A 25,221-nucleotide genomic window follows, 5' to 3' on the forward strand; every position below is an offset into this window, starting at 1 on the left:
TGATTTTCAAAATGAAACTATTCCATTTCGCTTCTCAAATGTCTCGTATACCTTAAACATCAGGGTGCAGCAATCCTGATTCAGCAGTACTATTTTATAAATCCGTACTGTTTGACGCTCTATAAACACTGGGACTGACGCCCTTGATTTTTTTGAAGGTTGAGAAAAAGGTGGACTTGGCGTTGAACCCTACCTCATCGCCGATAGCATCGATTGTCAAATTGGGGTGTGTCGATAGCATCTTGCAGGCTTCGTTGATCCGGTATTCATTGACAAACAAGTTAAAGCCCTTACCAATATTGTCATTCAAGAGCTGGGACAGCTCGTGTCCGGAAACATTGATCTCTTTGGCAAGATCATTTATTTTTAGATTTGGGTTTTTGAACAGTTCCTTGTTCGCTATAACGCTTTTCAATTTGCTCACAGCAAGCTGAGCCTGCTGCGGATCAAGTTTTTTGTCGATGTATTTCTGTGCGGAAAAGTAAGATAAATCACTTGTTTTCTTCCGGTAAAGCAGGACAGATATGACTATATAGATGATCAGCGAAAAATAGATGGCCCCAATTATATAGCTTCCCTTGTTAAAGTTCAAATATGCCCATACATATGTGATAAACAGAATAAATACACCACCACAAACGACAAGTAGGGAGTATTCAAAAGGTCTCAACCTTTCTTTTCGAACCATCTTTTTCAAAAGAGGCAATAACAAAGCAATCGAAAAGCCGATATAAACACCCCATTGCAGGTAAATGATAGGTACAATGTAGTGTCCCCATAGCCATGGAAAGCGCTCATAAGAATACATGGAACCTCCCAATATGATAATCGCTAACCAAGCTGCCACCTGCCATATCCATTCCTTCGGAAGTTTTCTGATTTGTTTGATTTCAGATTTGATATAATAGTACAAGAACGGGCCAATAAGCAAACAGGCGGTTAATCCTACCTGAAGATATGCTTTTGGCAAATTATAGTCGAAAAAATAGGCAACAGATTTTCCGATCCTGATGCTCAACATCAATAACAGTGCACCCAACAGGTAATTTGAAAGGTGTTTTTTTGCTGGAAAGAAGAAAAAGTTAATGCTAAGCAGTAACCCATTAAATGCACCGAGAGCACTGAAAAAAAATAAAAGTTTATCACCAAAGCTCATGACTATTTCCTTACAAGTAATACGCAACAGATACCTAATGTTCGACCTCTCTGACAATTAGAAGCAGGCAAACCCCATGTTTCGGCAGTAAACACTTACAAATCGTTGCCCTCTTCATCTAACCCCATGCTCATAGGAACCTGTCAGAGCATTCAAGATGGCTATCCAAAGGTAAATTTAATTCATATATGGTCATAAATAATTTCAGACGCTTCTGAATTATCATATCACCTTGTATTTGAATCGTCCCAGATGAAAAGCTGTTTGACCCAAGTCTTCATAAATTAAATATTAGGTCCGGATGCACAGCCATAAAACCCGTTAATAGTATATTGCGGTGTGGATCTGTCTAATACCTTTACTATGACGTTCCCTTACCCAGGTTCACTAGCCGTTGCACGCTGTGTAGCTTCGGAAGGTATAAAAACAATGAGACCAATAATGTATTCTATCCGCTGCCGATCACTGAACACCAACATTGTAATGATCTGATGCATACCAAGATTCACTACGGATTTATTGTGAATTACAGGATCTATTTTTCATTATGCGGAATATCAGACTGCTCCCATAATGAAAAATCAGGGTCTACTGCGAGCTGGTGAACTTTTCCGATAACACCGTGCCTAACGTCCTTGACCCGGCAAAGGACGCGCCCTGCATTATATTGTCATCTGGCAATTGCATTAGCACTAGAAGATTCATGTAAGGCTTGCTGACTTATCCCGTGTTTGTTTTTACGTAGCAATAGGTGTTGAATCTTAGAGCATAAGCGTCAAAAGCATATTTTTAAGTTTATACATAAGCTTTGCCTAAATCTAAACTCCGAATCAAAAACGGTGTTGCCCTCAGTCATAACGTACAACGATCCACGCAACTGGCAAGAATCAGATGGTATCACATTGCTGATTTTTGCGCTTTTTTCAAGGGTCAAACATAGAGGACATTAAAACAAAGTTGCCAACGGCTAACTTTTGCCATTAAAATAACCTTTATTATCATTGATCCTGTGCTTCGGTTTTCTATATACTGAGATCTTTCTGCCAGTTCAGTTTTGAACACAAACGTCCGCTTTCGGACAGTTAAGTTTAGTTTATCCCCTTTAAACTGCGTTTAAATCAATATTTAAACCTTGGCATTCTATTTGTTATACATTTACAGATCTAATAAGCCCACCATTGTTTATTAGGAATAATATTGAAGAAAATTAATCAACCACCCAGTAGTCGGCTGCAAAATGAAAGGGACATATCTTGGTGAATTCGAAGAGATTATACTGTTGGCAGTAGCGATTCTTTCCGGCGATGCGTATGGTGCATCTGTTACAAATGAGATTGAACAGCAGATGGGCCGTGCTGTCAATTTGGGGGCGGTTCATGCAGCGCTGCACCGTTTGGAAGAAAAAGGTTTTATTACTTCGCAAATGGGCGGAGCTACCAATGAACGTGGCGGCAGAAGAAAAAGGATATTTTCGGTAACCGCACTTGGAATCAGGGCTTTGGAGACCATTCGTCAGCTTAGAAATCAAATGTGGGACAATATACCTAAACCTGCCGGAGTATGAACAGCCATCCTGAAACAAAGCCTCCCAAGTGGGCCAATAAACTGCTGCATTTGTTCTGTACATCAGATTTGATAGAAGAGATTGAAGGAGATCTGCACGAATTGTTTGAAGAACGTCTGAAATACAGAGGCGAAAAAACAGCCCGATTCCGCTACATCATCGACGTTCTGAGTTTGATCAGGCCATTTGCAATGAAAAGAAGAAAACTGAGTTATCCCAAGCCAACCTTATTTGGACAAGCCATGTTAAAGATCAACCTAAAGATCGCGTTTAGAAACCTTTGGAAACACAAAGCCTTTTCATTTATTAATGTTATGGGCCTAAGTGTGGGAATGTCTGCCTGTTTCTTAATTGCTATGTATGTTCACTTTGAGCTGACTTACGATGCCTTTCACAAAAAAGCCGATCGCATTTACAGATTGGCAACAGACTTAAAAACGCCATCTGAAACGCTCAACTACAGCATCAGTTCGTGGGCATTTGCTCCCAATATTAAAAGCGAATTCGCGGAAGTCGAAGCTTTCACAAGGCTTGCAACCAGAAATTATCTGGTAAGAAAAGGCGATCTTAAATTCAAGGAAGAAAAAACTGTTTTTGCAGATAGCACCTTTTTCAAGGTTTTTGATTTTCAATTGATCAAAGGAGACCCGCAAACTGCTTTAAAAGATCAAATGAATGTAGTTTTTACCGAGAAAACTGCCAGGAAATATTTTGGTAATGGTGATCCAATCGGCCAGACCGTGCTTTTGGGGGAAGATGGCATTGCTGCCACTGTGACCGGGGTAATGAGAGATATTCCGCAGAATTCTCAAATTAAGGGCGATCTGTTCGTTTCGATGAGCTCTTATACACAACGTTTCAACAAAGGCGTCGATCAGAATTGGGGTGACTTTGGAGCAGTCACATATTTACTGCTTAAACCCGGCATCGATCCGCAGAAGCTTTCAGCGAAATTCCCCACTTTTTTGCAGAATCATGCCGGTAAAATGATGCTTGAACAACAAATGCAGATGTCCTTGATCATGGAACCGCTGCTTGACATTTATCTGGATTCCCCACGTGAGGCTGAAGAATCAGGTAGCATAGAGAATGTAAATATATTTTCAATCGTTGCATTGTTTATCCTTCTTATTGCCTGTATTAATTTTGTTAATCTCACCACTGCGCGCTCAGTCGAAAGGGCAAGGGAAGTAGGTGTCAGAAAAGCAGTTGGTGCGCCGCGGTCGGTGTTGACCAGGCAGTTTATCTGCGAGTCTGTGCTTTTATGTATGATTGCTTTTATAATCGCTGTGCTACTTTCGGCGCTCACCATTCCATTTTTCAATGATCTTTCAGGTAAAATCATAAGCACTGGCATTTTGGATAGCATGCCATTTGTAGGCGGACTTTTTGCATGTGCTGTGCTTATTGGCTGCATAGCTGGGATTTATCCCGCCTTTGTTCTTTCCTCTTTTGATCCAATTTCGGTTCTAAAAGGACGGTTTTCGGCAAGTGCAAAGGGTATTTTCATGCGAAAGGGTTTAGTGACTGCTCAGTTTTCCATTTCTATTGCACTGATCATTGCTACGATCATTGTATACAGCCAACTTGATTTTATGCGCAATCGTGATCTTGGCTTTTCAAAAGAACAAATGCTTGTTATTTCTTCCCAAACAAGGCCGGAACGTAACACATTTCAGGAATCATTACTGGGTATAAGCGGCATTAAATCAACAACTGCTTCCAGCCGTGTACCTGGATCGAAGAGTAATCAGGCTTATTCTGAAATCGAAAATGCAAAAGGTAACATGCAAACCGGTAACCTGGAGGTTTACAGTGTGGACTTTGATTTCATTGAGCAGTTCGGTTTGAAAGTTGTGGCAGGCAGAACATTCTCAAAAAATTTTGGCTCAGATAGTTCAAAAGCGTTGGTTATTAACGAGGCTGCTGCAAGGATGCTAGGCTTTCATTCCCCGCAACAGGCACTTGGCAAAAAATACAAACAATGGGGGAGAGAGGGAACTATAATAGGAGTTGTTAAAGACTTTCATTTCAAATCCTTACAGGAAAGTATCACCCCACTTACGTTCCGCTTTCTTGACTGGTGGAACGGCAATCAGTTATCTGTGAAGATTAGTGGTGGTAATTTGAAAAATACACTTACCAGTATCGAAAACCAATGGAAACTTCACAATCCAGACCGTCCGTTCACTTATTTTTTCATGGATGAATTTTTTGACAGGCAATACCGCAGTGACGAGCGTTTTGAAAGGCTATTCTTTTATTTTTCCATTTTGGCCATTTTTATTTCTAGCTTGGGTTTGCTTGGATTGGCTTCATATAGTACCATGCAGCGTACCAAAGAGATCGGTGTTCGAAAAGTTATGGGTGCTTCTACCGGAAGTATAGTCGGGCTTTTGTCGGTCGATTTTCTCAAACTGGTAGTTCTTGCGTTTATCATAGCTTCTCCGCTTGCCTGGTATGCGATGAATAGCTGGCTAAAAAACTTTGCTTATCAGACAGATATCAAATGGTGGGTTTTTGCAATTGCCGCTTTACTCTCCTGTCTGGTTGCTTTCACCACTATCAGTTTTCAAAGTATCAAAGCGGCGCTAATGAACCCAGTCAAAAGTTTGAAGACAGAATAAGTAACATTTTCATTCGAATTGCAAAGAGACAAATGTTTTGAAAGCGGGTAATTATCACCGTTAGCTGCTGAACTGTTTTAGAAATTTTCTAAATGGATATATTCTAAATGACAAACGAAACTTTGCATGACAAACTATAACACCAATTAATTCACCCCATTTATATTCTAAAATGGGCAATTCCGGAATAATGGTTTTGCAACCAAATGATTAACCTATTTTCTTACCGGTTTCAGGTGCTTTGAAGCAGTCGAGATTTGATTGGTTAAAGAAATTGTTGAAGAGGCTGTTACAACGTTTCCGATAGATTGTGTGTCTTCAAAATGACGTCTTTCCACACCTTAATTGCTTGAATATGAGACAAAATATTCCATCTGGGCTCATTTTATTGACAATGCTATTTCTTTATATTTTTACCGGCTGTAAAAAAGCTGAAACAAATCCCTGTGAGGGTCTGCTCAATGAAAGTCCACCGTCGAAAATTATTGTAAAATTCATTGACAAGCAAACCAGTGAGCCCTTGAATGTCGATGCGGCACTTATAAAGATTACCGAACAAAAATCCGGGGACCCATATATAAACTGGGGTGTTTATAATGTAGCTGGCTTTTCCCCTCTGAACGGCGCGGTATCACTTGTATTTTTTAATGAGATACCAGGTCAATATCAGTACAGTATTGAAATGGGAAGCAAAGGCACTGTTACACTTTCTTACCAGGTTAGAAGAGCGGAAACAGATAATCCCTGCCGGCCTAACAGTTACCCGATTAGCGACATAAAGATTACAAATCAACCTTTTGAGCAATTTAATTACGAAGGCGTAACCCATCCCAACATTCTGCAGACAGCATTATAGTGCAGTCTAGGCTACAAGTTCATGCATATCGAATATTCCTGAGCCGGGGTTATGTGTAGCCTTAGCAATTTTTGCCACAGGCAAGTATCTGCGTGCACAGACTTGTAGACCACCCGAATCTGGATCTGATTTTTTTAACCGTAAAATTGGTTTTTGTAATTTTGTCTAATAAGCCGACATTCTCTATCCGCTTGCTATGCGTAAGGGAGATAGAATAGTTGTCAGAAGAGTTTGTGTGTGTCGTCCTGGTTTTACTTTACAGTCCGGGATAAGTGGCTCTCTTTGTTCCGGAATATCCAGTTATAGTAAGTATCAAGAGTATTTTTTATAATAACATTAATTTTATTTTTCAGTTTCAAAGAAGCGGCTGATCTGGTTGTCAAAACTATGACAAAGTTAAACAGCGCAGGATTCATTTGTTTCTTTTGTGATTTTGTTTTGCTGCCTTTAATGCCAGACCGTACGTCCAAAGATCCTGATAGATACCAAAATAGTATTTGAATAAGTCTTTGTCAGTCAGCGTGGTGTTGCTAAACAGGATCACGGCCACATCTTTTGAAAGGTTTGCAAGCATTTCTGTCTTTACGCCAGGGTCGGTCCCCCCATGGCCAATTTGGGTTACGTTCATTTTGGTGGCCCAAAATAACCCTGAGTTCAGCTTTTTAAGTTCAATGTTTTCAGGTTTATTTTCAGGTGTAAACTGAAAGCGCTCCATGGTTTCAACAGAAATTTTTTGAAGCATGCGTTTTCCCTGATAGGATCCATCTCCAAGCATCGAAATAAAGAATTTTGAAAGGTCTGCAACACTGGTGCGCACGCCTCCGTCTGGATATGTCGCGCCGCCGTACAACGGAATTGTTTTTAAAGTGTCTGTCTGCTTATCGTATAGTTTCGAGTGATTGGCAAGGTTGATTTCAGAAAGCAGCCAACCGCTGTTTTTCATATTTAATGGCTTGAAAATCCTCTGTTTGCTGTATTCATTCAACGGCATACCTGCGGCCAGCTCGACAATATAACCTGCAAGTCCTGCTGCAATGTTAGAATACTCGCGGAAGGAGCCCGGTTTTTGGTTTAAAAAATTCTCTTTTGAATAGAACTTACCCTCAGGATCAAAATAGCTTTTTAAGAATTGACCCAGGGGTGTGGGATGGTCGCCTCCGTAAAAGTAGGTGCTGTCATAAATCGGGGTCCGGTCTGTAATTCCTGAGGTGTGGGTAGCCAGATTTTTGAGCGTAATTTTTTCGGCAGGGTAGTATGGATTTATTACTTTGAAAGGCAGGTAGTCGTTGATATCCCGATCCAGCGAAAGTTTTTTATCTTCCACTGCCTTCATCATGCAGACGCCGGTAAAGGTCTTGCTGATCGAGCCGATATTGATGATGGTATTGGGCGTGAAGGGCTTTTTGTTTTTAAGATCAGCATAACCATAACCTTTCGTCCATACGACTTTATTGTCTATGATGATCGCAGCAGCAAGACCGACCATACCGGACTGGCTGCGTTTTTTCTCGATCAGACTGTCCAGAGTATAAGCAGTCCATAGAGTACTTGAAAGCGGGACCTGACATGTCGCGGGCAGACAGAATATGGAAATGAGTAATATAAAAGAGAGCAATAAGGAGAATTTCATGTGACAATTTCAGATTTAAAATAGCTTTTTATTTATGGATATTGGCTTTATGTGACCGGCAAACGAGCGGCTTGTGAAGTCTGCCACAGTCAAAGGAAATAATTAAAATACAACAAGAAACATAGAGATGACGAAACGGAAAGAACCGGTGGCACACTGTCTAAAACGGTACCTTTACCGGATTGATGGGCAGTTTGGGCAGATTTGCCTCCGTTTTTCGGCTGTCGGTCGACAAGGCTGGTTACAAAACATGAATTGTATACTTTTGTTAAATGTCGCTATTTGAAAAAATCATTCAGTTTAGTTCTTCACACCGGCTGATGAGTCATGTGTTATTTTGGCTTGTCGTTGCTGTGATATTTCTCAACCGGTATGATATGGCAGAATTCGCAGAACTTGATAAGGTGCTCTACCGGCATTGTTATTACATCACCATCACGATGGTCGCTTCCTATTTTGTTGCCTACCTGATCATTCCCCTGCTGCTTAAATCAGAACGTTATTATCTTACTGCTGTCATTTTCCTGACAGGAAGCTATCTGATCTCGGTGGTATCAAGAATTTTGGTAATCTATGTGCTGGAACCTTTGATCAGAACGCCGCCTTTCGGTCAGGAATCTATCCTTGATATCTTCACCGATATTCCCAAGCTAATCACCCATTACTTTGCTTTATCGTTTTCGATGGCCTGGCTTTTTGCGTTGGTTAAGCTCATCAAGGATCAGTATATCGTGCAAAAGCATAGTTTACTTTTAGAAAAACAGAAGGCGCAGACCGAGCTTCACGCCTTGAAAGCGCAGCTCAATCCACATTTTTTATTTAACACACTCAATAATATCTATTCTTTATCATTAGTTAATTCACCGGTTACATCACAATCTATCGCTGGCCTGTCACAAATACTGGATCATGTGCTTTACCGGTGCAGTGAGCCCTTTGTGGCTGTTTCAGCAGAAATAGCCCTTATTGAGAACTATCTGGCGTTGGAAAGGTTAAGGTATGATGACAGTCTGGCGGTAAATTTTACCCATAGCACCGATCAGGACGCTCTCATTACTCCGTTAATCCTTTTATCGCTCGTAGAGAATGCGTTTAAACATGGATCAGGTGAAAATATGGGAAGCCCGGTAATCGATATCATGCTTGAAATGGAAAAACAAATATTTAGATTTAAAATTTCCAACGGTTTTGCAGCGCAGCACGGGCAGGTTTACAGTGGTAGAATTGGACTAACCAATATCAAAAAGCAATTGCAGCTGGTTTACGGCGATGCGCATACGCTGCTAGTTTCGGCTGAGCAAAACAAATTTGTTGTCTCGTTAGAGATTGTTTTAAGGGATTATTAGGAAATAAAATAAAGCTATGAAAGTGAAATGTCTTTTAGTAGATGATGAGCCGCTGGCGATCCAGTTGATAAAAAATCATCTGGGGAATCTGGATAGCTTCGAAGTGGTGGCTAGCTGTTCCAATGCAGTCAAGGCTTTGGAAGTACTGCGGTCAACACAGGTAGACCTTTTATTTCTTGATATTAAAATGCCTAAAATTTCAGGCTTGGATTTTCTCAAAGCGCTAAAGAATCCTCCAGCCGTCATCATTACAACGGCGTACAGGGAATATGCCCTTGATGGCTACGAGCTGGATTTGGTTGATTATTTGTTAAAACCGATAACGTTCGACAGATTCTTTAAAGCAATTGACCGGTACCTGAGAAGATCTGCTGTTATCAGCCAGGCTGTTCAGATTACAGACCCACAGTTTTTGCACATCAGGGCATGTGGTAAAATACACAGATTAGCAGTGGAACAGATCATTTACATAGAAAGTATGAAGGATTATCTGGTCTTTCATCTGGCCAATCAAAAGATTATGGGCAAGTATAAAATTGGAGATCTGGAAGCGGAAATACAGGGGAATTCTTTTCTGCGGGTCCACCGTTCTTTTCTGATTAATACAAGCAAAATCAATTCGTATACATCTACAGACGTTCAAATAAAAGGGTGTGAAATTCCTATTGGAGCAAGCTATAAAGAGTACGTTTTTAAATTTTTGGAAAGCAGCAGGCTCAATAAATAATCCAGAATCATCACCGCTCTCGCAGAGGAAGTATTAAATTTTCTTCTTTGTTGCAGAGATCATTGGTCTGTATTTTTATTTGCATCTTATAAATTATCTATTACCCACTACAATAACAGCCAACAAAAATGAAAAGTAAAACAATTTTAATGTCCGTAATGCTGACCAGTTTGTTTTTCGCCTGTAATAAATCCGGCAAAGCGGACACCCTTCGTGAAAAGTCCGAACTTAAAGCAGATACGGGTTCATCTGCTCAGGAAACAATCCAAAAAGTACTTGCGGACTCCATCGATTTGACCAAACTTCCCTTCAGTGAAAAGAAGTTGGCAGCGTTTCCATTTATTAATCCTCCGGCAGATATAGTCCCTCTGAATAAGCCACTTACGCGCGATTTCGATCGGTTGTTTTTTCCGACGAAGCAAGGAATGATTCCTGTGGAAGGGAAGGTTTACAAAGCGTTTTTGACGAGTGTCACTGGAAAAGAATGGTCTTTGCCCTATTTTGAAAAGAGTTATAAAGACCTGATCACTGCTGCGGGCGGAGTGCTGATATTTCAAGGGAAAGTACCGCAGAAAGAACTTGACCGTATCAAAGACGAGACTACCTATTTCGGCGAAGAGGGCTCTATAGATTATACCAACAATGTGGTGAAAGTTTACGCAATTCGTAGGAAGGAAGGAGACCATATATTCTTTCAATTTTCAGGATACAGTGCGGGAGGGGCCATCCAGCTTCTTCAAATGCCCAAAGCAGGCAAGTGAGGCAATGAGATAAATTGTAAAGCGCTCTTCAAAACATCAGAGAGTGGCTTATATGCGCCAGGTGGAAAGTGTTGGGATAATAGTTCATTTGTACATACGCCTGTTGCTGGCTAGCTTCGTTTCTGTTTACGGAAGCTAGCCGGTAATTTTCATGAAAATCATCTAACATTAGATTCAGTAAGGACCTTACTTTGTACTGACAGGTTGTAATTTGTTTTAAAAATTCCATTTTTCCATTAATGAAAAAATTCTTGTTTCTTCTCAGCCTGTTATGCGTTAACTATTTGGCGGGAGCTCAAAAAGTAGCAGAACCGTCGTCAGATACACATCCTGAATGGACCAGGCCTTATCCTGCATTCCGAATTGCGGCAAACCTGTATTACGTCGGTACGGCCGACCTGGCATGTTATCTTATTGTAACGACCAAAGGAAACATCCTGATCAACACCGGGCTGGCATCTTCTGCATCCGGAATTAAAACGAGTATTGAAGCACTCGGCTTCAGGCTTTCTGATACAAAAATACTTTTGAACACCCAAGCGCACTATGATCATATGGGTGCGATGGCTGCTATAAAAAAAATGACCGCAGCCAAACTGATGATCAATGAAGGTGACGCCGGAGCAGCAGCGGACGGCGGACTGTCAGATTATACCTCAAAAGGGAAGGTACGCGATTTTGAGCCGGTAAAAGTAGACAGGGTATTACATGATCGTGATACGATCAGTTTGGGCGGCATGCGGCTGGTCATGCTTCACCATCCGGGGCATACCAAAGGCTCGTGCAGTTATTTATTTGATGTGCAGGATGAAAAACAAAAATACAGAGTACTGATTGCCAACATGCCAACGATCGTTACAGATAATAATTTCTCGGAAATAGCTGCTTACCCCAATATTGCCAGGGATTATGCCTATACCCTCAATGCAATGAAGCATCTAAGCTTTGATATCTGGCTGGCATCACATGCAAGCCAGTTCGATCTGACGGAAAAACATAAACCAGGTGATGCCTATAATCCGGCAGGCTTTTTCGATAAAAAGGGTTATGATCAGCAGATTAGCGAGCTGCAAGGGGATTTTGATGAGAAAATGAAGGGTAATAAATAATAAGCTTCGCATTACAAATGGGAGCATTGAGGATCACTTCTGTCTAAAAATGATGTCAGCATTATCCTTGCTGGCATACCTTTCGGAAATAAGTATAGGGCCCTGATAGGAAGTGATTTCTGTTTTTGTGATGTTACTTCTTATCCGTTTGCCAACACTTCCGGGTATGGAAGCGGTTCTGCTGTATTAAGACGAACCTTAGCATGTAAAAACAATCTATGGAAAAGATTGGAATTTGGCTTTCAATAACCAAGAACGATTCATTGCGGCTCATTACGTTGCCCAGATACAGACCGAACATTTGGAAAAGCTTCGGTGGGATCGAATCGCCTTAAATGAGGCCTGGAATATTGACAATGAATATGTTAAGACAGCGTATCCGTCCTAATATTTTGAATCTCGGTAAATGTTATGAAGACGTGTCCGGTTTTAAAATGACTATAGAGCACTACGAACGATATGTCTCTTTGATGAATACATACCTTTCGCTCAGATTTAGCCTCAGTAGCAGGCCAAGGTCAGTAGGCCATTAAGTTTTTCTCCCATTGTGTTATTATCTCTCATTGAATTATTATCGGTATTGTTAAAATTCAATGTTTTAGTTGTACCCAGGCAAATATTTTAGCAATATAGCTGGCACTTGGCCCATTACTCCAAAGTAATTTAAATCCCTTTTTTTTTCTTCATCCGGGATGAAGTAAATTTGAGTGTTCATAATAATTAGCGAATAGATTTTCCTGACAATGTCAGTGTTTTGTGGTCCATTAGCTTTCTTTATTGAAGGATGGAACTAAAAACCGTACATTCCACTCGAAACAGAAAGTTGCTTCCCTATAATCCTGGCTGCATCATCGGAAGCCAGAAATACGGCAGCTTTTGCAATATCTTCGGGTTGACCTATGCGGCCAAGCGGTGTTTTTTCAATAAACATCTTTTCATACTCACTACCGGCAGTGACACCCGCACTGTCTGCGCCTTCTGTATCTGTAGCTCCTGGCAAAATAGTATTGATACGAACGTTCTTTGCACCCAATTCTTTTGATAACGTAATGGTGAAAGCATCTAGTGCTGCCTTAGTTGACGAGTAAAGTGAAGCATTCGGTAGCGGATATCTACCTGCCACTGAGCTTATATTGATAACATTGCCGCCCTTACCACCAAAAAGTTTTAACGCTGCCTGGATAGTCAAGATTGGGCCCAAAACATCCTAGGTGTTAACTCTTGCAAAACATCATTTTCCTTCAAATATTCTCTTACAAGATGAGCTATACAATCCTTAGTATCCTTTTATTGCCACATTAGTACCCACAGGTTAGTTCGGAGCAAACTTGATTGTGTGATATGGGTCAAGAAGACCATGGTATTTACTGCTATTTTACAGATAAGATCTGGACGATATTTTTACTAACTGTATAACAGAAAAAGCGATGAAAGATATTACACGCTTGATTTTTGTGAAATAGACTTTAAAACCTGCGAAACGGGTATCTGTTACACAGTTTCAGTTGCTATCAATGGTAAGGGTGATGTAATGTTCCTCGGTGCATGGTATACACCATTGAATTTCCGGGAGACTCGCTATGTAAATTCGATTTTGGACCATGCCTGCACAATACGCAAAATGCTCTGGAAAGGTTATTGGTTGGGCTAGTCGGATGTATCCTATGATTGTCAATAGGATTTTAAAAAGTTCAAGGGTGTTCCAGAAAACGATCCAAAATATCTGCTCCACATTGAAATAGCCATGGAATGACTAATCGAAGCCTAAGTTTCACAACAGAGGCTTAAAACGCAGCTTAGTGAACTATGCCGCGTTTTAAGCTTTATATATCAGCGGCTTACTTGTTACCCATTCAAGTCGGTAGGTGTATACCCAAAATGTTTTTTGAATGCATAAGAAAAATGTGACAAGTTTTCAAAACCAACTTCGTAGCAAACGTCAATTGGTTTCTTTTTCTTTTCTACAAATTGATAGTGCGCCAATTCCAGTCGCTTTTGTGTAAGCCAACGTTGCGGCGTCGTGCTGAACACCCTGCTAAAATCACGTTTGAAAGTTGTCAAGCTACGGCCTGTCAGATAGCCAAATTTTTCCAAAGGAAGGTTGAACATAAAATTTCTTTCCATGTAGTCTGCTAAATCAATTTTTCCAGGCTCCTCAAAGTTGGCCAATACGTTGTCTATTTCCTTATCAATTGTCCTGAGGATGCTGATAGCCTCTGTAATTTTCAGCGTCGCAATATTTTCTGGAAGCTCTTTCATTTCAAAGTATGGAACCAATGATGCCAAACAGCTTTCAAGCAAAGGGTGATTGTTGAAAGAATATATTTTCTGTGATTCCAAAGCTTTGGGTTTCACATTAAGGTTAGCGTAAAAATCTCTTAATCTTTCTGTGGACAGATGCATCACAACGGTTTTATGAGGTTGCCCATTGGTGGGATAATTTATAATTGTTGCCAGTTGATTTCTGGGAATTAAAAATATATCGCCTTTTTTAAAAAAATAGGTCGCATCTGCCTGCACAATTTTGGTTTCACCCGAAATGAACCAAATGAGCATATGATGATCGAACATGATATCCGACTTGAAAAACTTGTCCTCATAACAGGAAAGTTTAATATCCTCGGTTATATATTTTGCCTGATATTCCATGAATCATTTTTTGGGTTTTCTTTGTTCAGCTAGGAAATTATGAATACAAAAATAGTAGTAATCCTAGGTTAACGTTACACAGATTGACCACCATCAATCAGGAAATTTGAACCGGTAATAAATGAAGCATCATCGCCGGATAAATAAGCTATCAAATCTGCTACTTCTTTTGCCTTACCCAATCTCGACAAAGGAATGCTATTTATTATTTTAGCTTCAACAGAATCGTCCAATCCAAGTTTATTCATAATTTCCGTAGCAACAGGACCGGGACTAACTGCATTCACTCGAATTTTTCGGGAAGCCAATTCCAGCGCTGCAATTTTCATAACGGCATTGATGGCTGCTTTGCTTGCCGCATATACCGATGCGTTTTGTGGGGAAATGGTAGCAGATGTTGATGATAACAGTATAACCGATGCGTTATCATTTAGAACGGGAATAAATTTGCTTAATGTAAAATAAGCTCCCTTGAAATTGACATTCATTATTTCGTCAAACATATCTTCGGTCGTTGACTCAATGGGTGCAAACTTTGTAATGCCTGCATTGATGAGTAGAATATCCACTTTTCCAAAACCCTCTTTCACTTTTGTGACCAGTACATCAATATCGGATAGGTTGGATTGATCGGCTAACAAACCACTCACGTTGAGCGCTGATGCCGCCTTTTCAATCGCTTCTTTTCTTCTGCCTGTGATGATGACTTTTGCTCTGTTTTCTTTAAGAACTCTTGCCGTAGCATACCCAATGCCGCTGTTGCCGCCCGTAATGACGGCAACCTTATCTTTTAAATTTTTCATTTTCGGTATTTTATATGCTGGTTAGATAATGCTGAATTTTATGTCTGTCATTGCCTCGCTCATTGTCCATAAACGTTTAGCACTATCTTCATCCACTGAGTAACGTTTTACACCATTTGACATTGAAATATCAGAAGCCAATTCTGCAACATCTGCATCTTCGCAGTACACACCTCCGATGTTTTCAAGCAGAGCACTGGTGGCACACCAGACGGTCGTGGCCGCACCTTGTGGAATTGTTTTTAATGATGCGGCTACTTCTGGTAAAATATTGCCCTCAGCATCTGTAAAGCCCATTTTTTGGAATAGTTCTAAAGATGCTTCCCTACCAAGTTCTGTACCTGCAATAGAACCCGGATGCAACGAATAGGCTCGTACATTAAATGCTTTGGCAAGATTATCCAACTCAAGGGCAAATAGATTGCTGGCAGTTTTTGATTGTCCATAAGCTTGCAGCGTTTCATATTCTCTATTGAGAAAATTAGGGTCATCAAAATCGAATGGGGCGAATTGATGCCCGTGTGAGGATACATTAAGCACTCTTGCACCATTGGCTTTTTTGAGTGCTGGCCAAAGCCTTGCGGTTAATTGAAATTGCGCCAAATAATTGGTGGATAATTGTGACTCGATACCACGGCTATCCCTGCGCAAGGGCACCCACATAATACCTGCATTGTTGATAAGTAAATGAAGTGGCCTGCCCGAAGCGAGAAATTTTTCAGCAAATGCATCAATGGAATCAGGATTCATTAAATCCATTGTTTCCAATTCTACGTTGGCAATGCCGTCCAGATTCCTTTTTGCTTTTTCTGTATCTCTCGCAGGCACAATTACCGTTGCCCCAGCGGCTGCCAGTGTTTTTGTCGTTTCCAAGCCAATACCTGTATTGCCTCCCGTTACGATGGCTATTTTGCTGGTAAGGTCAATACCTTTGATTACATCACTTGTTGTAGACGTTGCATGGAAGGCGGAACCTGTTGGTTTCTGTAATGCTCCCTGATAATTGGTTTGTTCCATTTTGTTAAATTTTAAATGTTATTGATAGAACAAAAGTAGAGTGGATGCTCTCAGGCCTCTTTGTTTAAACGTCCGAATGTGTTTTGTTTAAAAGGCCAGTGTTTTAACAGGTGTGGGTAATATTGTTGCTTGGGCAGCACCCACATTTGGAAGGAAAAGCCTAAAAAGGAATTGATGGTGACATGTAAGGTGGGGTATGGGGATTCACTGACGAATACAATTCTGGGATTAATGATATATCATTTTTGGACAAAAGTGACCAGGTCAAATTATTGATTGAAAATATCCTAATGCTTGTGATAGCAAAACATAACTATGTTAAAATTGCCACGGAATCTGTGGTGTTATGAGCCGAATTTTCCAGCAGAATCAACCCATAAGCTAAGATTAGTGCCATGCAGAAAGATATCCGGATCTAGACCGATAAGGGAGCAATCCGTTTTATTACCCAGTTCATCGCAGAAAGTCGTTGTCGTTGACAGGCAGGATGCTGCAGGCACCTGCCTACGAGCTTATGCATTGTCAGTGATCAGAAACGGCTCCAGTCTGGCGACGTTTTTGCCAGTTTATCCAGAAAATCTGGGGATTTTATATCTTTCTGATCCGTAAGAGACGATGGGAGGTAGCTTTAACAGAGATATGCCTTATTTTAGGGGTTTGGATACCGTAAGACGGATTGATGAAGAGTTTTGAAATAACGGATCTGCTTATATCTTTGAAAGATCTGTTAGGAGAAGGCACCGAAATAAAGTAAGAAGATGATATTAGTTGTTCTTCAGCGGGAAGCTGAAGATCTTTCCTGGAACTGTCAAAAATTTACAAAAGCAGATCAAAAAGCACTTTTAGAGTGTGGGTTCGGTGGAAATAATCCAGGAAGTTGATACCTGGGTTGACCATACATAGGAATTATGAGAACGGACCCGATTTTCCAGTTGGCTGTCCAAGAATTGAAGACCCTCACAATACCTAAGACCAAGCCAACTTTGCTATGCGAAACCCGTGTCGCTTTTTGCGGTGGGCTGACATCCCGGCTGCATGGCCGGCCACGCCGCTGCCGTAGTGACTTTTATTTAACCCATAGTATTTAATTTTTACATTAAAATGACAAACCAAGAAAAAATAGCTTCTTACTTAGAGAAATTTGTTCATTTGACCGAGAATGAAATAATTGAATTTACAAGCAGATTCAAAGAAATTAGAGTAAAAAAAAGACAGTTTATCGTCCAGCCTGACTTTGTTCCAAAGTCCAGATATTTTGTAATTAAAGGTGCTTTGAGAGCTTATGTTGTCGGAGACGAAGGGAAGGATCACACTATTCAATTTGCTATCGAAGATTGGTGGATTTCAGATTACGATAGCTACATACATCAACAACCTGCAAGTATGTTTGTTGTTGCCCTAGAGGATTGCATTCTTATGCAAATTAGTTTTGAGGATGAACAAACATTAAAGGCACTAAATCATAAGTTCGAAACATTCTTCAGATATAAGTCTGAACTTTCAACAGCGTTTTTACAGAGAAGAATTATTACAAATCTGACCAAGTCAGCAAAAGAGCGCTATGATATTTTTACTGAAAGCTTCCCAAAATTGGTACAACGTGTTCCACAGTACGCATTAGCTTCCTATTTGGGCATTACGACGCAATTCCTGTCAAAAATAAGGAATCTAAAACCTGTTCCTAATAAAAGTTAATCTAGTTTCACTTCTTTTCTTCTTCTAGTTGATTTTTAAATTCTAAGAATCAACTGTGCTTTGCATTGTCAGTTTTGACAAATAACAATGGATAAAGAATTAGAATGGAAAAATTAAAAAACAAAGTAGCTGTTATTACGGGTGGTAACAGTGGCATGGGTTTAGCAACAGCAAAATTATTTGCTACCCAAGGAGCCAAAGTAGCAATTACTGGTCGTAATGAAGCAACCATAAGTAAAGCCGTGTCAGAAATAGCACATGATGCAATAGGCGTTAAAGCCGATGTATTGGACTTAAAAAGTATAGATAATGCTTATGCTGAAATTGCTGCCAAACATGGTAAATTTGATGTATTAATTATTAATGCAGGAGTTTACAAAGGTCTTCCGTTAGCTGATTTTACCGAAGAACTATTTGACGAACTGGTTGGTATTAATTTTAAAGGAGCTTTCTTCTCAGTTCAAAAGGCCTTACCGTTTTTAAATGATGGTGCATCTGTTGTAATGACATCTTCGGTTTCAAGTGACAGTGGGGCGGCAACAGCTTCTGTCTATAGTGCAACAAAAGCTGCTATACGTTCTTTAGCGCGTGGTTTTTCTGCAGACTTGTTAGAGAGAAAAATACGAGTTAATGTTCTTTCTCCGGGACCTATTGAAACACCTATTTTTGACAGATTGGGAATGGCTCAGGAAAATGTAAATGGAATCAAACAATATCTTGCCAGCGGAGTGCCTTTAAAACGGTTGGGTACTATTGATGAAATGGCAAAAGGCTTTTTATACCTGGCAAGTGACGATTCATCTTTTATGTTGGCAGCAGAAATTGTACTGGACGGAGGAATTGGGCAGATATAAATTTTGGTACTAGCTCAATCCAAGGTTGGTTTGGAAAACGAACTGAGCCTAATCAAAGGCATTGAAGGCTTGAAAAACAATGGGATTTGTAACTGGTGTTTTAAAGAAAATGATCGTGTAACAAATGGGAGCGTTAAAATAAATGCATCAAACCATAGTTTCTAAACTGAATTTACCACTTTCAACATACTTTTGCGATGTATTTATGTCTATCTTTTTCCCGTTGCATAATCAGGAAAATGGGCATTATAATTTTAAGATTCATGAGATGACTTCACTGAATGAGCTTGGAAAAAGAATATGCATTATCGGCCCAAGCAGTAGCGGCAAATCAACGCTGGCTACTAAACTTGGAGAAAAATTAAATATTTCTGAGTGCCACCTCGATCAGCTTGCCCATACTGCCGGAACAAATTGGCAACTACGAGATGAAAAAGAATTTGCAGCTGATCAGGATGTTATTCTTGAAAAGGATTCATGGATTATTGAAGGTAACCATAGTTGGTGCATGCCTCAACGTTTTGCTAAAGCAACGTCTTTAATTTGGTTAGACCCGAATTTTTTGGGTTGCTGCTTTCGATATATTGCAAGGTCCGTTAAAAATGATCATAACAGGCCAGGGCGTTTAAAAGATGCAACGAATGAATTTAGTTTTGAAGTGATCAATTCCATTGTTTTTAAATACCCTAGAATTCGTCAGAGACATAAAGCGATACTTTTAGGATATACTTTTCTGATCCTGCGCATTCATTCTATGAAAGAGCTTAATCAATTCTATACGAAGTGGTAATTCAAATTTTCTAATATCTCTTTTATTTCAAATACCTAAGCATCAATCTCTAATGAAAATTATTCATTTTATAACAATTTGGCAGGCCTAGTAAACGCAGTCTTTATTAATATTCAATAAGAGTATAATATAGCACTAGCCACACAAAAGTATTCCCTGCAAGTGTCAGAAATATTTAATAACGCACACATTCAGCCCTAGAATAAGGTCATTACGCAAATTTTAGTTTTACTTTCTCGTATAGTGTTTTGATCTGCGTGACAATCTTGGCGCATTCTTGAGCTGACACCTGACCGGCAGTGTTTGACGATCCCACTACTAACCTAGTAGTGTTATGCATCACAAAGATCACCTTTCTTTCATACGGCAGATTGCTTAACGCTGTTAGGAGGCTTCAGCTGCTGAACTGAATCATCTTTTCTGGTAATTTAAAAGGTAAGATCCGGTATTTTATTTTGATAAAATGCTTTTCGGCTAATGGGATTTTACTTCCCGATACAGGCGGAGTTATGAACCATTCGGATCGCCCTTCTGCTTTCTTTCACTGTTTACTTACGAGTGTCTATCATCGTACAATCATTTCTTCTTTATTTTTTCCATCTCTTTAAGGTAGTCATCATAGTTTGAATATGGCTCTTTGGTGCGGCGGTTTGTCTTTAAGTAGATAAAGCCGTTGACATTGTCGAGAATCAGGTTGAAGTGACTCAGGATCTGGTTTCCAAAAAGGCTAGGCCTGCCCCCGGGTTTTTCCGGGTCAGCGGCATTGGTTACGATATCCTTGAAGCAGACGCCGGCTATGGTGGCGTCAAGGCGCACGATTTTTCGTCCGTTGATGATCGTAAGCGGCAGAAGCTGCTTCCAATTATCGTCTTTTGAGGTGAAATCCTCTCCCAGCAGCATGCTTCCGTCCCTACCAGTGTCGAATAGAAACCAAAAGCTGTAATTTTTTTCGTTGTGCGTTATTTTTGCCCTAAACTTTGGCCGGTTTTGCTCGTAGAATATAGGGAGCTTGGTATACCCTGCTATTTTGTCGGGCAATTTTTTGTGTATGATAAATTGCTTGTTGTCATAGTCTATCTCTATGATATGGTTTCTGAAGAAGCTGTTTCCTATAATCAGGTCTTCGTAGGCCTTCATATTTCCAACCTCAGTAAGCGGAACACTGCTCCAACTTATGCTGCCAATGTTTAGCAGGTTGCCCGTACTTGTCCTTTCCTTATTGACTCCTTCTGTGTTGCTAACAATGGTATGAGCAGAGAATTCCAGTGCTAGTTTTTCAGAAGAATTTCTGTTTACTACGCTGGTGCCCGCGCCTAAGTCGAATTGAATCTTTACTTCCTTTCCATTGATCAGACCCTTTAGGAAAACCTTTGAGCCAATCATTTCGAAGGGGATGCTCGTGAGGTATTTGTCAGGGGCTGTCATAGCCGGAAGTTCGGCGGGTAGCCCGGATACAATTCGTACTCTACAGCTGTCTTTTTCATTCAGAAGGACTATAAACGTATAGGTTTTTCCGGGCTTGGTATGGAAAATGAGCTGATCCTGGTCTGTTTTGAAACGCACTGTGCTTTTTTTAAATGGGACATTTACATAATAAATGTCGGGGTTCGACTGAGGATCCAGTTTCCAGTCCATGTGGACATTTTCACCGTCGTCAATTGTTGCTTTTTGGTTTGATGCTTTGATGACCGTTTCTGTCTTCTGCGCAATGGCAGTATGCGCGCACAAAGCGATGAGCACGGAAAATGCAAAGATGGCCTGTCGTATGACGCAGGCTTTTTTTTTACGGGTGATGTTGTTGTTCATATCGGCTGATGTTTAAACAAAGGAAGGGCGTTTTCAAATAAGACCTAAATCTATCGCCCGCCAATCAGGCGCCAATATCCCGCCAAAAAGTCGTCTGTGCTTAAAATATGCGGATACGAGGGTAAATGTGTGATAACTCTCCGTTGCTGATCTTAATGGCATTCGTCAAAATATGGATTGTGTTTCCGATCGGCCAGGCCAGGGCGATAAGCATCGTTTGTTTGCTCTGCACGCCGTACCAGTCATTGAGCATCAGTATGAGCATCAACAAAAGGATGCCTATAAGCGTCCATATGATTTGTATAGAGACCAGCTGCCGGTTAGCCGGGCTATCCTGCTTTTTTGCAAGTATGATGATTAACGGCACAAAAAGATTAAGCGGGGGAAGCATTACAAAGAGAAGGGAAGAAAGGTTAATAATTTTGGTCCATCTCAGGTGCTTGCTGCCTAGATTTTCCGGGGTATCCCGCAATTCGGATTCGCTGACACCGAGCGATTTTGCTAGGGCTTTGAGGGTATATCCCGAAGGAACCTGACCTGCCTCGATACGCTGGATCGTTCTGACTGATACGCCGGATTTTTCGGATAGTTCGTCCTGAGTCAGATTTAGTTTTTCTCTAAGCAGTAGTATATTGGCCATTTTGTCAAACGGTACGTATTTGCGCAACAGGCAAAGATAAAAGTTTTCTTTTTTCTTTGGTTTTTTAAAGTTCACACTTTCATGCTACATAACACTTCTACATAGTTTTGTTAGTTAGTCTAAGACTTTCCATACGCTAATTTCCTGCGGAATGGTAAATAATGATTTTGAAATTGGACAACAATGTTCGATTATGAACAAAATTTATTTAAAATTCTCGTTAACGTGCTGATATTGAGTACGTATTGTAACTTGGTATAGTTTTTTTGCTTACAGTTATACAACCAGGATTTGGGACAAAATATGTTTAAAAACTACGTCAAAATCGCCTTCCGTAACCTTTGGAAACACAAATTGTTTTCTTTGATTAACATTTTAGGACTTGGCCTTGCTATGGCATTTTGTTTTCTGCAACTGATGCAGGTCCAAAGCAGTTTCGAAAAAGACTCTTTTCATCCCTTCGCGGACCGCACCTACCGCATCATCACGGAAGCAACAGGAAAAGACGGTAAGTTATATTCGATGGCGTCCAGCCCGATGCCATTGGGTGAAAAGCTCGCAGATAACCAAAGTGTGATTGAAAAGTCGGCCCGCGTCGTCCGTAATTTCGAGAGCAAATTGAACAACGGTGTGAAGACCCTCGACGTGAGCGGTATGTATGTCGATCCTGCCTATTTTGACATTTTCGGTTTCAAACTTGAAAGTGGTAAGCCTTGTATTGAGCCGGGGACAATTGTTTTGACGAAGGAAACCGCAGAAAGATTCTTTGGTAATGCTAGTCCGATCGGTAAAGTGTTGACAAATCAGGAGCTGGGCAATTTCAGGATAACGGGTGTTTTCTCTTCGCTGAAACCGTACACTACCCATCTTAAATCAGACATGGTGATTTCGATGGCCAGTTTTGCCCAGCTGAATAAAAGCGTTAAAACAGACAACTGGCTCGATTACAATACTTATACATTCGTGCTTTTGACGAAAGGGAGCAAGCCTGAGGCGCTGGACCGCGCCTTAGCAGAAATTGCGCGTGATAACAACAAAAATGTAAATTTTAAAGATCTGAAAAGTCATGCGTACAAAAGTCAGCTATTGAGTGAAATTTCACCAGACTGGAACAATCTGATAAACAATCCATATGTAGAGCCGATCTGGAAAATAGGAGTCAGCCTATTAATTCCGCTGATCATTATTCTGCTTGCAGGCTTCAACTACGTCAACTTAACCCTAACAAGATCCCTGAGCCGCGGGCGTGAGGTAGGCGTTCGCAAGGTTGCTGGTGCAAAGCGCTGGCAGCTCATTTTACAGTTTTTGATAGAAACGACGTTGATAGCTTTCTTTGCCCTATTTGTGGGTTACCTAGGTCTGCTTTTCATGAAATCTTATGTAAATGTCCGTTGGTTGAACTGGGAGGTTCAGCATAACGGCCTTCTATGGGCAGCATTTCTGGTTTTTACTTTATTTACCGGAATTATTGCAGGCATTTTGCCAGCCCGGATATTGTCTGCCTATAAGCCTGCGCAAATATTGAAAGGTGATTTAGGCCCTTCCGGAATAGGGAAAGTCAGTTTTAGGAAGTCACTGGTGGTGATCCAGTTTGTGGTCGCGCTGGTGTTTATGACTTTTACCGGTATTTCTAACAGTCAGTTTGAATACATGGCCACAGACAATGAGAATTTTAACAGAAAAAATATTCTTAATATCCCTCTTTCCTCAAAAGATTACCAGCTCCTTGTCAATGAAATGACCAAACAAGCTGAGGTGGAAAGGGTGGGAGTGACTTCTGCCACGCTTAATGAGAGCTCAGGGAAAGCCAAGATTTCGAGAATTGGCTCCAAGGATCTGCAAGACGCGGCGCAGGACACCTACATTTATGCGGTGGATGCAAACTTTATTGAAAATATGAAATTGAAATTCATTGCCGGATATAATCTTCCAGCCGTGTCTGCAGATTCGACGGTACACTTTGCTGTAATCAATGAAAGAGCGGTCAAAATCCTTGGATTCAAAAATTCAGCAGATGCAATTGGCCAGTTGATCAGGCTGAATGAAACGGACGTCCAGGTATCAGGTGTAATTAAGGACTTTTGTTTTATGAGGTACGAATTGCCCGTGGCCCCGCTTGTACTTGCGTTTGATCCAAGAGAAATTAAGGTTTTATCATTGAAAATTACCGAGGGGGCATCAAAAGATAAGATCGTCGCTTCTTTATCCGCTATTTGGAAAAGATTTCATCCCCATGAGTCTTTCGTTTACTCCTGGTATGAACAGCAATTATACGAGGACTACGCCGAAGGCGGTGATCAACGATTTACGGGAGTCATTGTTATCATCGTTTTTGTAATAGCAGCGATGGGTTTGCTTGGAATGGTTACTTACACTACGGAAAAAAGAACTAAGGAAGTTGGGGTGAGAAAGGTGATGGGTGCAAGCGTTGTACAGATTATGGCTTTGCTATCTACCGGCTTTGTTAAACTCATCTTAATTGCGTCTGTGATTGCCGTGCCGATAGGGTATGGTCTTGGCTTGCTATTTCTAAAGATTTTCACATATCACACGGCAATTGGGCCAAATGTTTTTCTTGCCTGTATTGGTAGTTTATCACTCATCGGTATTTTTACAATTGGCGTTCAGGCCTACCGGACTGCGTTAACCAACCCTGCGGAAACTTTAAGGGCAACAAACTAGCTGCTTAGGCCTGGCTGGGTAAGCATAAAAAAACTGTTCAAAATCACACAACGAACGGTATTTAGTTGGCTCGTTTTAATAAATATGAAGATCAGACATTATTTCAAAATAGCAGTAAGGTATTAACTCAACAGCAGATTTACTACCCTAACGACCGGAACCTGCCTTGCGGTAAGGATTGCAGGGAGAGCTCCTGATCGCGATTTACGTCGGTGATAAGTTGACCATTACCATAAAAGAAAAGACAGCTTATTTCGGATTACTTCAAAGTATCAGCAAGAAGGTTCACGATATGTTTCTGCACAAACAGACAGGATGTTGCAATAACCCTGGCGACTTTGTAATCTTTGAATTTATCAAGGTCCGGATTGCTAGTCTGTGATAAAACGTATTGCCATTCAAAAACAACAAAGAGACAATAAGCAGAAATCGATATTTTCTCATTTGAAGCAATGGATCAAGCATGTCAATCGGGTAGGAGAACAATCGTACCAGCATCATAAATCTAT

General features: G+C 40.6%; 19 protein-coding genes. 11 read left to right on the top strand and 8 right to left on the bottom strand.

Annotation, left to right across the window (positions count from 1 at the left end):
• Positions 1 to 94: 94 nt before the first annotated feature.
• The gene (locus LXL81_RS05535; RefSeq protein WP_234645715.1) at positions 95 to 1,156 is read right to left on the bottom strand and encodes an AraC family transcriptional regulator; all 1,062 of its coding nucleotides are present in this window, start codon (positions 1,154 to 1,156) and stop codon (positions 95 to 97) included.
• 1,237 nt (positions 1,157 to 2,393) lie between these two features.
• On the opposite strand from LXL81_RS05535, the gene LXL81_RS05540 reads away from it, so the two are divergent.
• From LXL81_RS05540 to LXL81_RS05550, 3 genes are all read left to right on the top strand, one after another.
• Complete coding sequence (locus LXL81_RS05540) at positions 2,394 to 2,720, top strand: PadR family transcriptional regulator (protein ID WP_234645716.1); 327 nt, start codon at positions 2,394 to 2,396, stop codon at positions 2,718 to 2,720.
• Positions 2,717 to 5,347, top strand: a complete 2,631-nt coding sequence (locus LXL81_RS05545) for an ABC transporter permease (RefSeq protein WP_234645717.1) — start codon at positions 2,717 to 2,719, stop codon at positions 5,345 to 5,347. Before LXL81_RS05540 ends, LXL81_RS05545 begins: the two co-directional genes overlap by 4 nt.
• 355 nt (positions 5,348 to 5,702) lie before the next feature.
• Positions 5,703 to 6,203: a hypothetical protein gene (locus LXL81_RS05550; RefSeq protein ID WP_234645718.1), complete on the top strand. Its 501-nt coding sequence runs from the start codon at positions 5,703 to 5,705 to the stop codon at positions 6,201 to 6,203.
• A 412-nt stretch (positions 6,204 to 6,615) separates the two neighbouring features.
• Here LXL81_RS05550 and LXL81_RS05555 read toward each other — a convergent pair whose 3' ends face one another.
• The gene (locus LXL81_RS05555) at positions 6,616 to 7,833 is read right to left on the bottom strand and encodes a serine hydrolase (protein WP_234645719.1); all 1,218 of its coding nucleotides are present in this window, start codon (positions 7,831 to 7,833) and stop codon (positions 6,616 to 6,618) included.
• A 272-nt stretch (positions 7,834 to 8,105) separates the two neighbouring features.
• On the opposite strand from LXL81_RS05555, the gene LXL81_RS05560 reads away from it, so the two are divergent.
• The 4 genes from LXL81_RS05560 to bla all read left to right on the top strand — a co-directional run bounded on the left by LXL81_RS05560 (position 8,106) and on the right by bla (position 11,776).
• Positions 8,106 to 9,179: a sensor histidine kinase gene (locus LXL81_RS05560; RefSeq protein ID WP_234645720.1), complete on the top strand. Its 1,074-nt coding sequence runs from the start codon at positions 8,106 to 8,108 to the stop codon at positions 9,177 to 9,179.
• 16 nt (positions 9,180 to 9,195) lie between these two features.
• The gene (locus tag LXL81_RS05565) at positions 9,196 to 9,906 is read left to right on the top strand and encodes a LytTR family DNA-binding domain-containing protein (protein WP_234645721.1); all 711 of its coding nucleotides are present in this window, start codon (positions 9,196 to 9,198) and stop codon (positions 9,904 to 9,906) included.
• 128 nt (positions 9,907 to 10,034) lie between these two features.
• Positions 10,035 to 10,667 carry a hypothetical protein gene (locus LXL81_RS05570; RefSeq protein ID WP_234645722.1) on the top strand — a complete coding sequence of 211 codons (633 nt, stop codon included), beginning with the start codon at positions 10,035 to 10,037 and terminating at the stop codon, positions 10,665 to 10,667.
• A gap of 239 nt (positions 10,668 to 10,906) precedes the next feature.
• Positions 10,907 to 11,776 (top strand): subclass B3 metallo-beta-lactamase, encoded by an 870-nt coding sequence (gene bla / locus LXL81_RS05575; protein WP_234645723.1) that lies wholly within the window; start codon positions 10,907 to 10,909, stop codon positions 11,774 to 11,776.
• A gap of 790 nt (positions 11,777 to 12,566) precedes the next feature.
• On the opposite strand, the gene LXL81_RS05580 is transcribed toward bla, so the two are convergent.
• The 4 genes from LXL81_RS05580 to LXL81_RS05595 all read right to left on the bottom strand — a co-directional run bounded on the left by LXL81_RS05580 (position 12,567) and on the right by LXL81_RS05595 (position 16,245).
• On the bottom strand, positions 12,567 to 12,977 hold the full coding sequence (locus LXL81_RS05580) for an SDR family NAD(P)-dependent oxidoreductase (RefSeq protein ID WP_234645724.1): 411 nt from the start codon (positions 12,975 to 12,977) through the stop codon (positions 12,567 to 12,569).
• A gap of 644 nt (positions 12,978 to 13,621) precedes the next feature.
• Positions 13,622 to 14,425 (bottom strand): helix-turn-helix domain-containing protein, encoded by an 804-nt coding sequence (locus LXL81_RS05585; protein ID WP_234645725.1) that lies wholly within the window; start codon positions 14,423 to 14,425, stop codon positions 13,622 to 13,624.
• A gap of 74 nt (positions 14,426 to 14,499) precedes the next feature.
• Positions 14,500 to 15,228 (bottom strand): SDR family NAD(P)-dependent oxidoreductase, encoded by a 729-nt coding sequence (locus tag LXL81_RS05590; RefSeq protein WP_234645726.1) that lies wholly within the window; start codon positions 15,226 to 15,228, stop codon positions 14,500 to 14,502.
• A gap of 21 nt (positions 15,229 to 15,249) precedes the next feature.
• Positions 15,250 to 16,245: an SDR family NAD(P)-dependent oxidoreductase gene (locus LXL81_RS05595; protein WP_234645727.1), complete on the bottom strand. Its 996-nt coding sequence runs from the start codon at positions 16,243 to 16,245 to the stop codon at positions 15,250 to 15,252.
• A 1,101-nt stretch (positions 16,246 to 17,346) separates the two neighbouring features.
• On the opposite strand from LXL81_RS05595, the gene LXL81_RS05600 reads away from it, so the two are divergent.
• The 3 genes from LXL81_RS05600 (at position 17,347) to LXL81_RS05610 (ending at position 19,584) form a co-directional block, all read left to right on the top strand.
• Complete coding sequence (locus LXL81_RS05600; protein ID WP_234645728.1) at positions 17,347 to 17,940, top strand: Crp/Fnr family transcriptional regulator; 594 nt, start codon at positions 17,347 to 17,349, stop codon at positions 17,938 to 17,940.
• A 104-nt stretch (positions 17,941 to 18,044) separates the two neighbouring features.
• Positions 18,045 to 18,794 (top strand): SDR family oxidoreductase, encoded by a 750-nt coding sequence (locus LXL81_RS05605; protein WP_234645729.1) that lies wholly within the window; start codon positions 18,045 to 18,047, stop codon positions 18,792 to 18,794.
• Positions 18,795 to 18,936: 142 nt separating this feature from the next.
• The gene (locus tag LXL81_RS05610) at positions 18,937 to 19,584 is read left to right on the top strand and encodes a hypothetical protein (RefSeq protein ID WP_234645730.1); all 648 of its coding nucleotides are present in this window, start codon (positions 18,937 to 18,939) and stop codon (positions 19,582 to 19,584) included.
• Between the two features lie 576 nt (positions 19,585 to 20,160).
• On the opposite strand, the gene LXL81_RS05615 is transcribed toward LXL81_RS05610, so the two are convergent.
• Both LXL81_RS05615 and LXL81_RS05620 read right to left on the bottom strand, forming a co-directional pair.
• Entirely contained in the window at positions 20,161 to 21,390 is a 1,230-nt protein-coding gene (locus LXL81_RS05615; protein ID WP_234645731.1) for a retroviral-like aspartic protease family protein, read from the bottom strand.
• A gap of 100 nt (positions 21,391 to 21,490) precedes the next feature.
• Positions 21,491 to 22,030 (bottom strand): helix-turn-helix domain-containing protein, encoded by a 540-nt coding sequence (locus tag LXL81_RS05620; protein WP_234645732.1) that lies wholly within the window; start codon positions 22,028 to 22,030, stop codon positions 21,491 to 21,493.
• 303 nt (positions 22,031 to 22,333) lie between these two features.
• On the opposite strand from LXL81_RS05620, the gene LXL81_RS05625 reads away from it, so the two are divergent.
• Complete coding sequence (locus LXL81_RS05625; RefSeq protein ID WP_234645733.1) at positions 22,334 to 24,712, top strand: ABC transporter permease; 2,379 nt, start codon at positions 22,334 to 22,336, stop codon at positions 24,710 to 24,712.
• The last annotated feature ends 509 nt before the right edge of the window (positions 24,713 to 25,221 follow it).

Source organism: Dyadobacter sp. CY356 (genome assembly GCF_021440195.1).
Classification (GTDB): Bacteria; Bacteroidota; Bacteroidia; order Cytophagales; family Spirosomataceae; genus Dyadobacter.

Excerpts from the sequence above, each read along its gene's own strand:
- LXL81_RS05565 (WP_234645721.1), top strand. The coding sequence starts at position 9,196 with ATGAAAGTGAAATGTCTTTTAGTAGATGATGAGCCGCTGGCGATCCAG.
- LXL81_RS05595 (WP_234645727.1), bottom strand. The coding sequence starts at position 16,245 with ATGGAACAAACCAATTATCAGGGAGCATTACAGAAACCAACAGGTTCC.
- LXL81_RS05550 (WP_234645718.1), top strand. The coding sequence starts at position 5,703 with ATGAGACAAAATATTCCATCTGGGCTCATTTTATTGACAATGCTATTT.
- LXL81_RS05625 (WP_234645733.1), top strand. The coding sequence starts at position 22,334 with ATGTTTAAAAACTACGTCAAAATCGCCTTCCGTAACCTTTGGAAACAC.
- LXL81_RS05545 (WP_234645717.1), top strand. The coding sequence starts at position 2,717 with ATGAACAGCCATCCTGAAACAAAGCCTCCCAAGTGGGCCAATAAACTG.
- LXL81_RS05590 (WP_234645726.1), bottom strand. The coding sequence starts at position 15,228 with ATGAAAAATTTAAAAGATAAGGTTGCCGTCATTACGGGCGGCAACAGC.
- LXL81_RS05610 (WP_234645730.1), top strand. The coding sequence starts at position 18,937 with ATGCATCAAACCATAGTTTCTAAACTGAATTTACCACTTTCAACATAC.
- LXL81_RS05620 (WP_234645732.1), bottom strand. The coding sequence starts at position 22,030 with ATGGCCAATATACTACTGCTTAGAGAAAAACTAAATCTGACTCAGGAC.
- LXL81_RS05540 (WP_234645716.1), top strand. The coding sequence starts at position 2,394 with ATGAAAGGGACATATCTTGGTGAATTCGAAGAGATTATACTGTTGGCA.
- LXL81_RS05605 (WP_234645729.1), top strand. The coding sequence starts at position 18,045 with ATGGAAAAATTAAAAAACAAAGTAGCTGTTATTACGGGTGGTAACAGT.
- LXL81_RS05555 (WP_234645719.1), bottom strand. The coding sequence starts at position 7,833 with ATGAAATTCTCCTTATTGCTCTCTTTTATATTACTCATTTCCATATTC.
- LXL81_RS05560 (WP_234645720.1), top strand. The coding sequence starts at position 8,106 with ATGTCGCTATTTGAAAAAATCATTCAGTTTAGTTCTTCACACCGGCTG.
- LXL81_RS05535 (WP_234645715.1), bottom strand. The coding sequence starts at position 1,156 with ATGAGCTTTGGTGATAAACTTTTATTTTTTTTCAGTGCTCTCGGTGCA.
- LXL81_RS05585 (WP_234645725.1), bottom strand. The coding sequence starts at position 14,425 with ATGGAATATCAGGCAAAATATATAACCGAGGATATTAAACTTTCCTGT.
- LXL81_RS05600 (WP_234645728.1), top strand. The coding sequence starts at position 17,347 with ATGACAAACCAAGAAAAAATAGCTTCTTACTTAGAGAAATTTGTTCAT.
- bla (WP_234645723.1), top strand. The coding sequence starts at position 10,907 with ATGAAAAAATTCTTGTTTCTTCTCAGCCTGTTATGCGTTAACTATTTG.
- LXL81_RS05615 (WP_234645731.1), bottom strand. The coding sequence starts at position 21,390 with ATGAACAACAACATCACCCGTAAAAAAAAAGCCTGCGTCATACGACAG.
- LXL81_RS05570 (WP_234645722.1), top strand. The coding sequence starts at position 10,035 with ATGAAAAGTAAAACAATTTTAATGTCCGTAATGCTGACCAGTTTGTTT.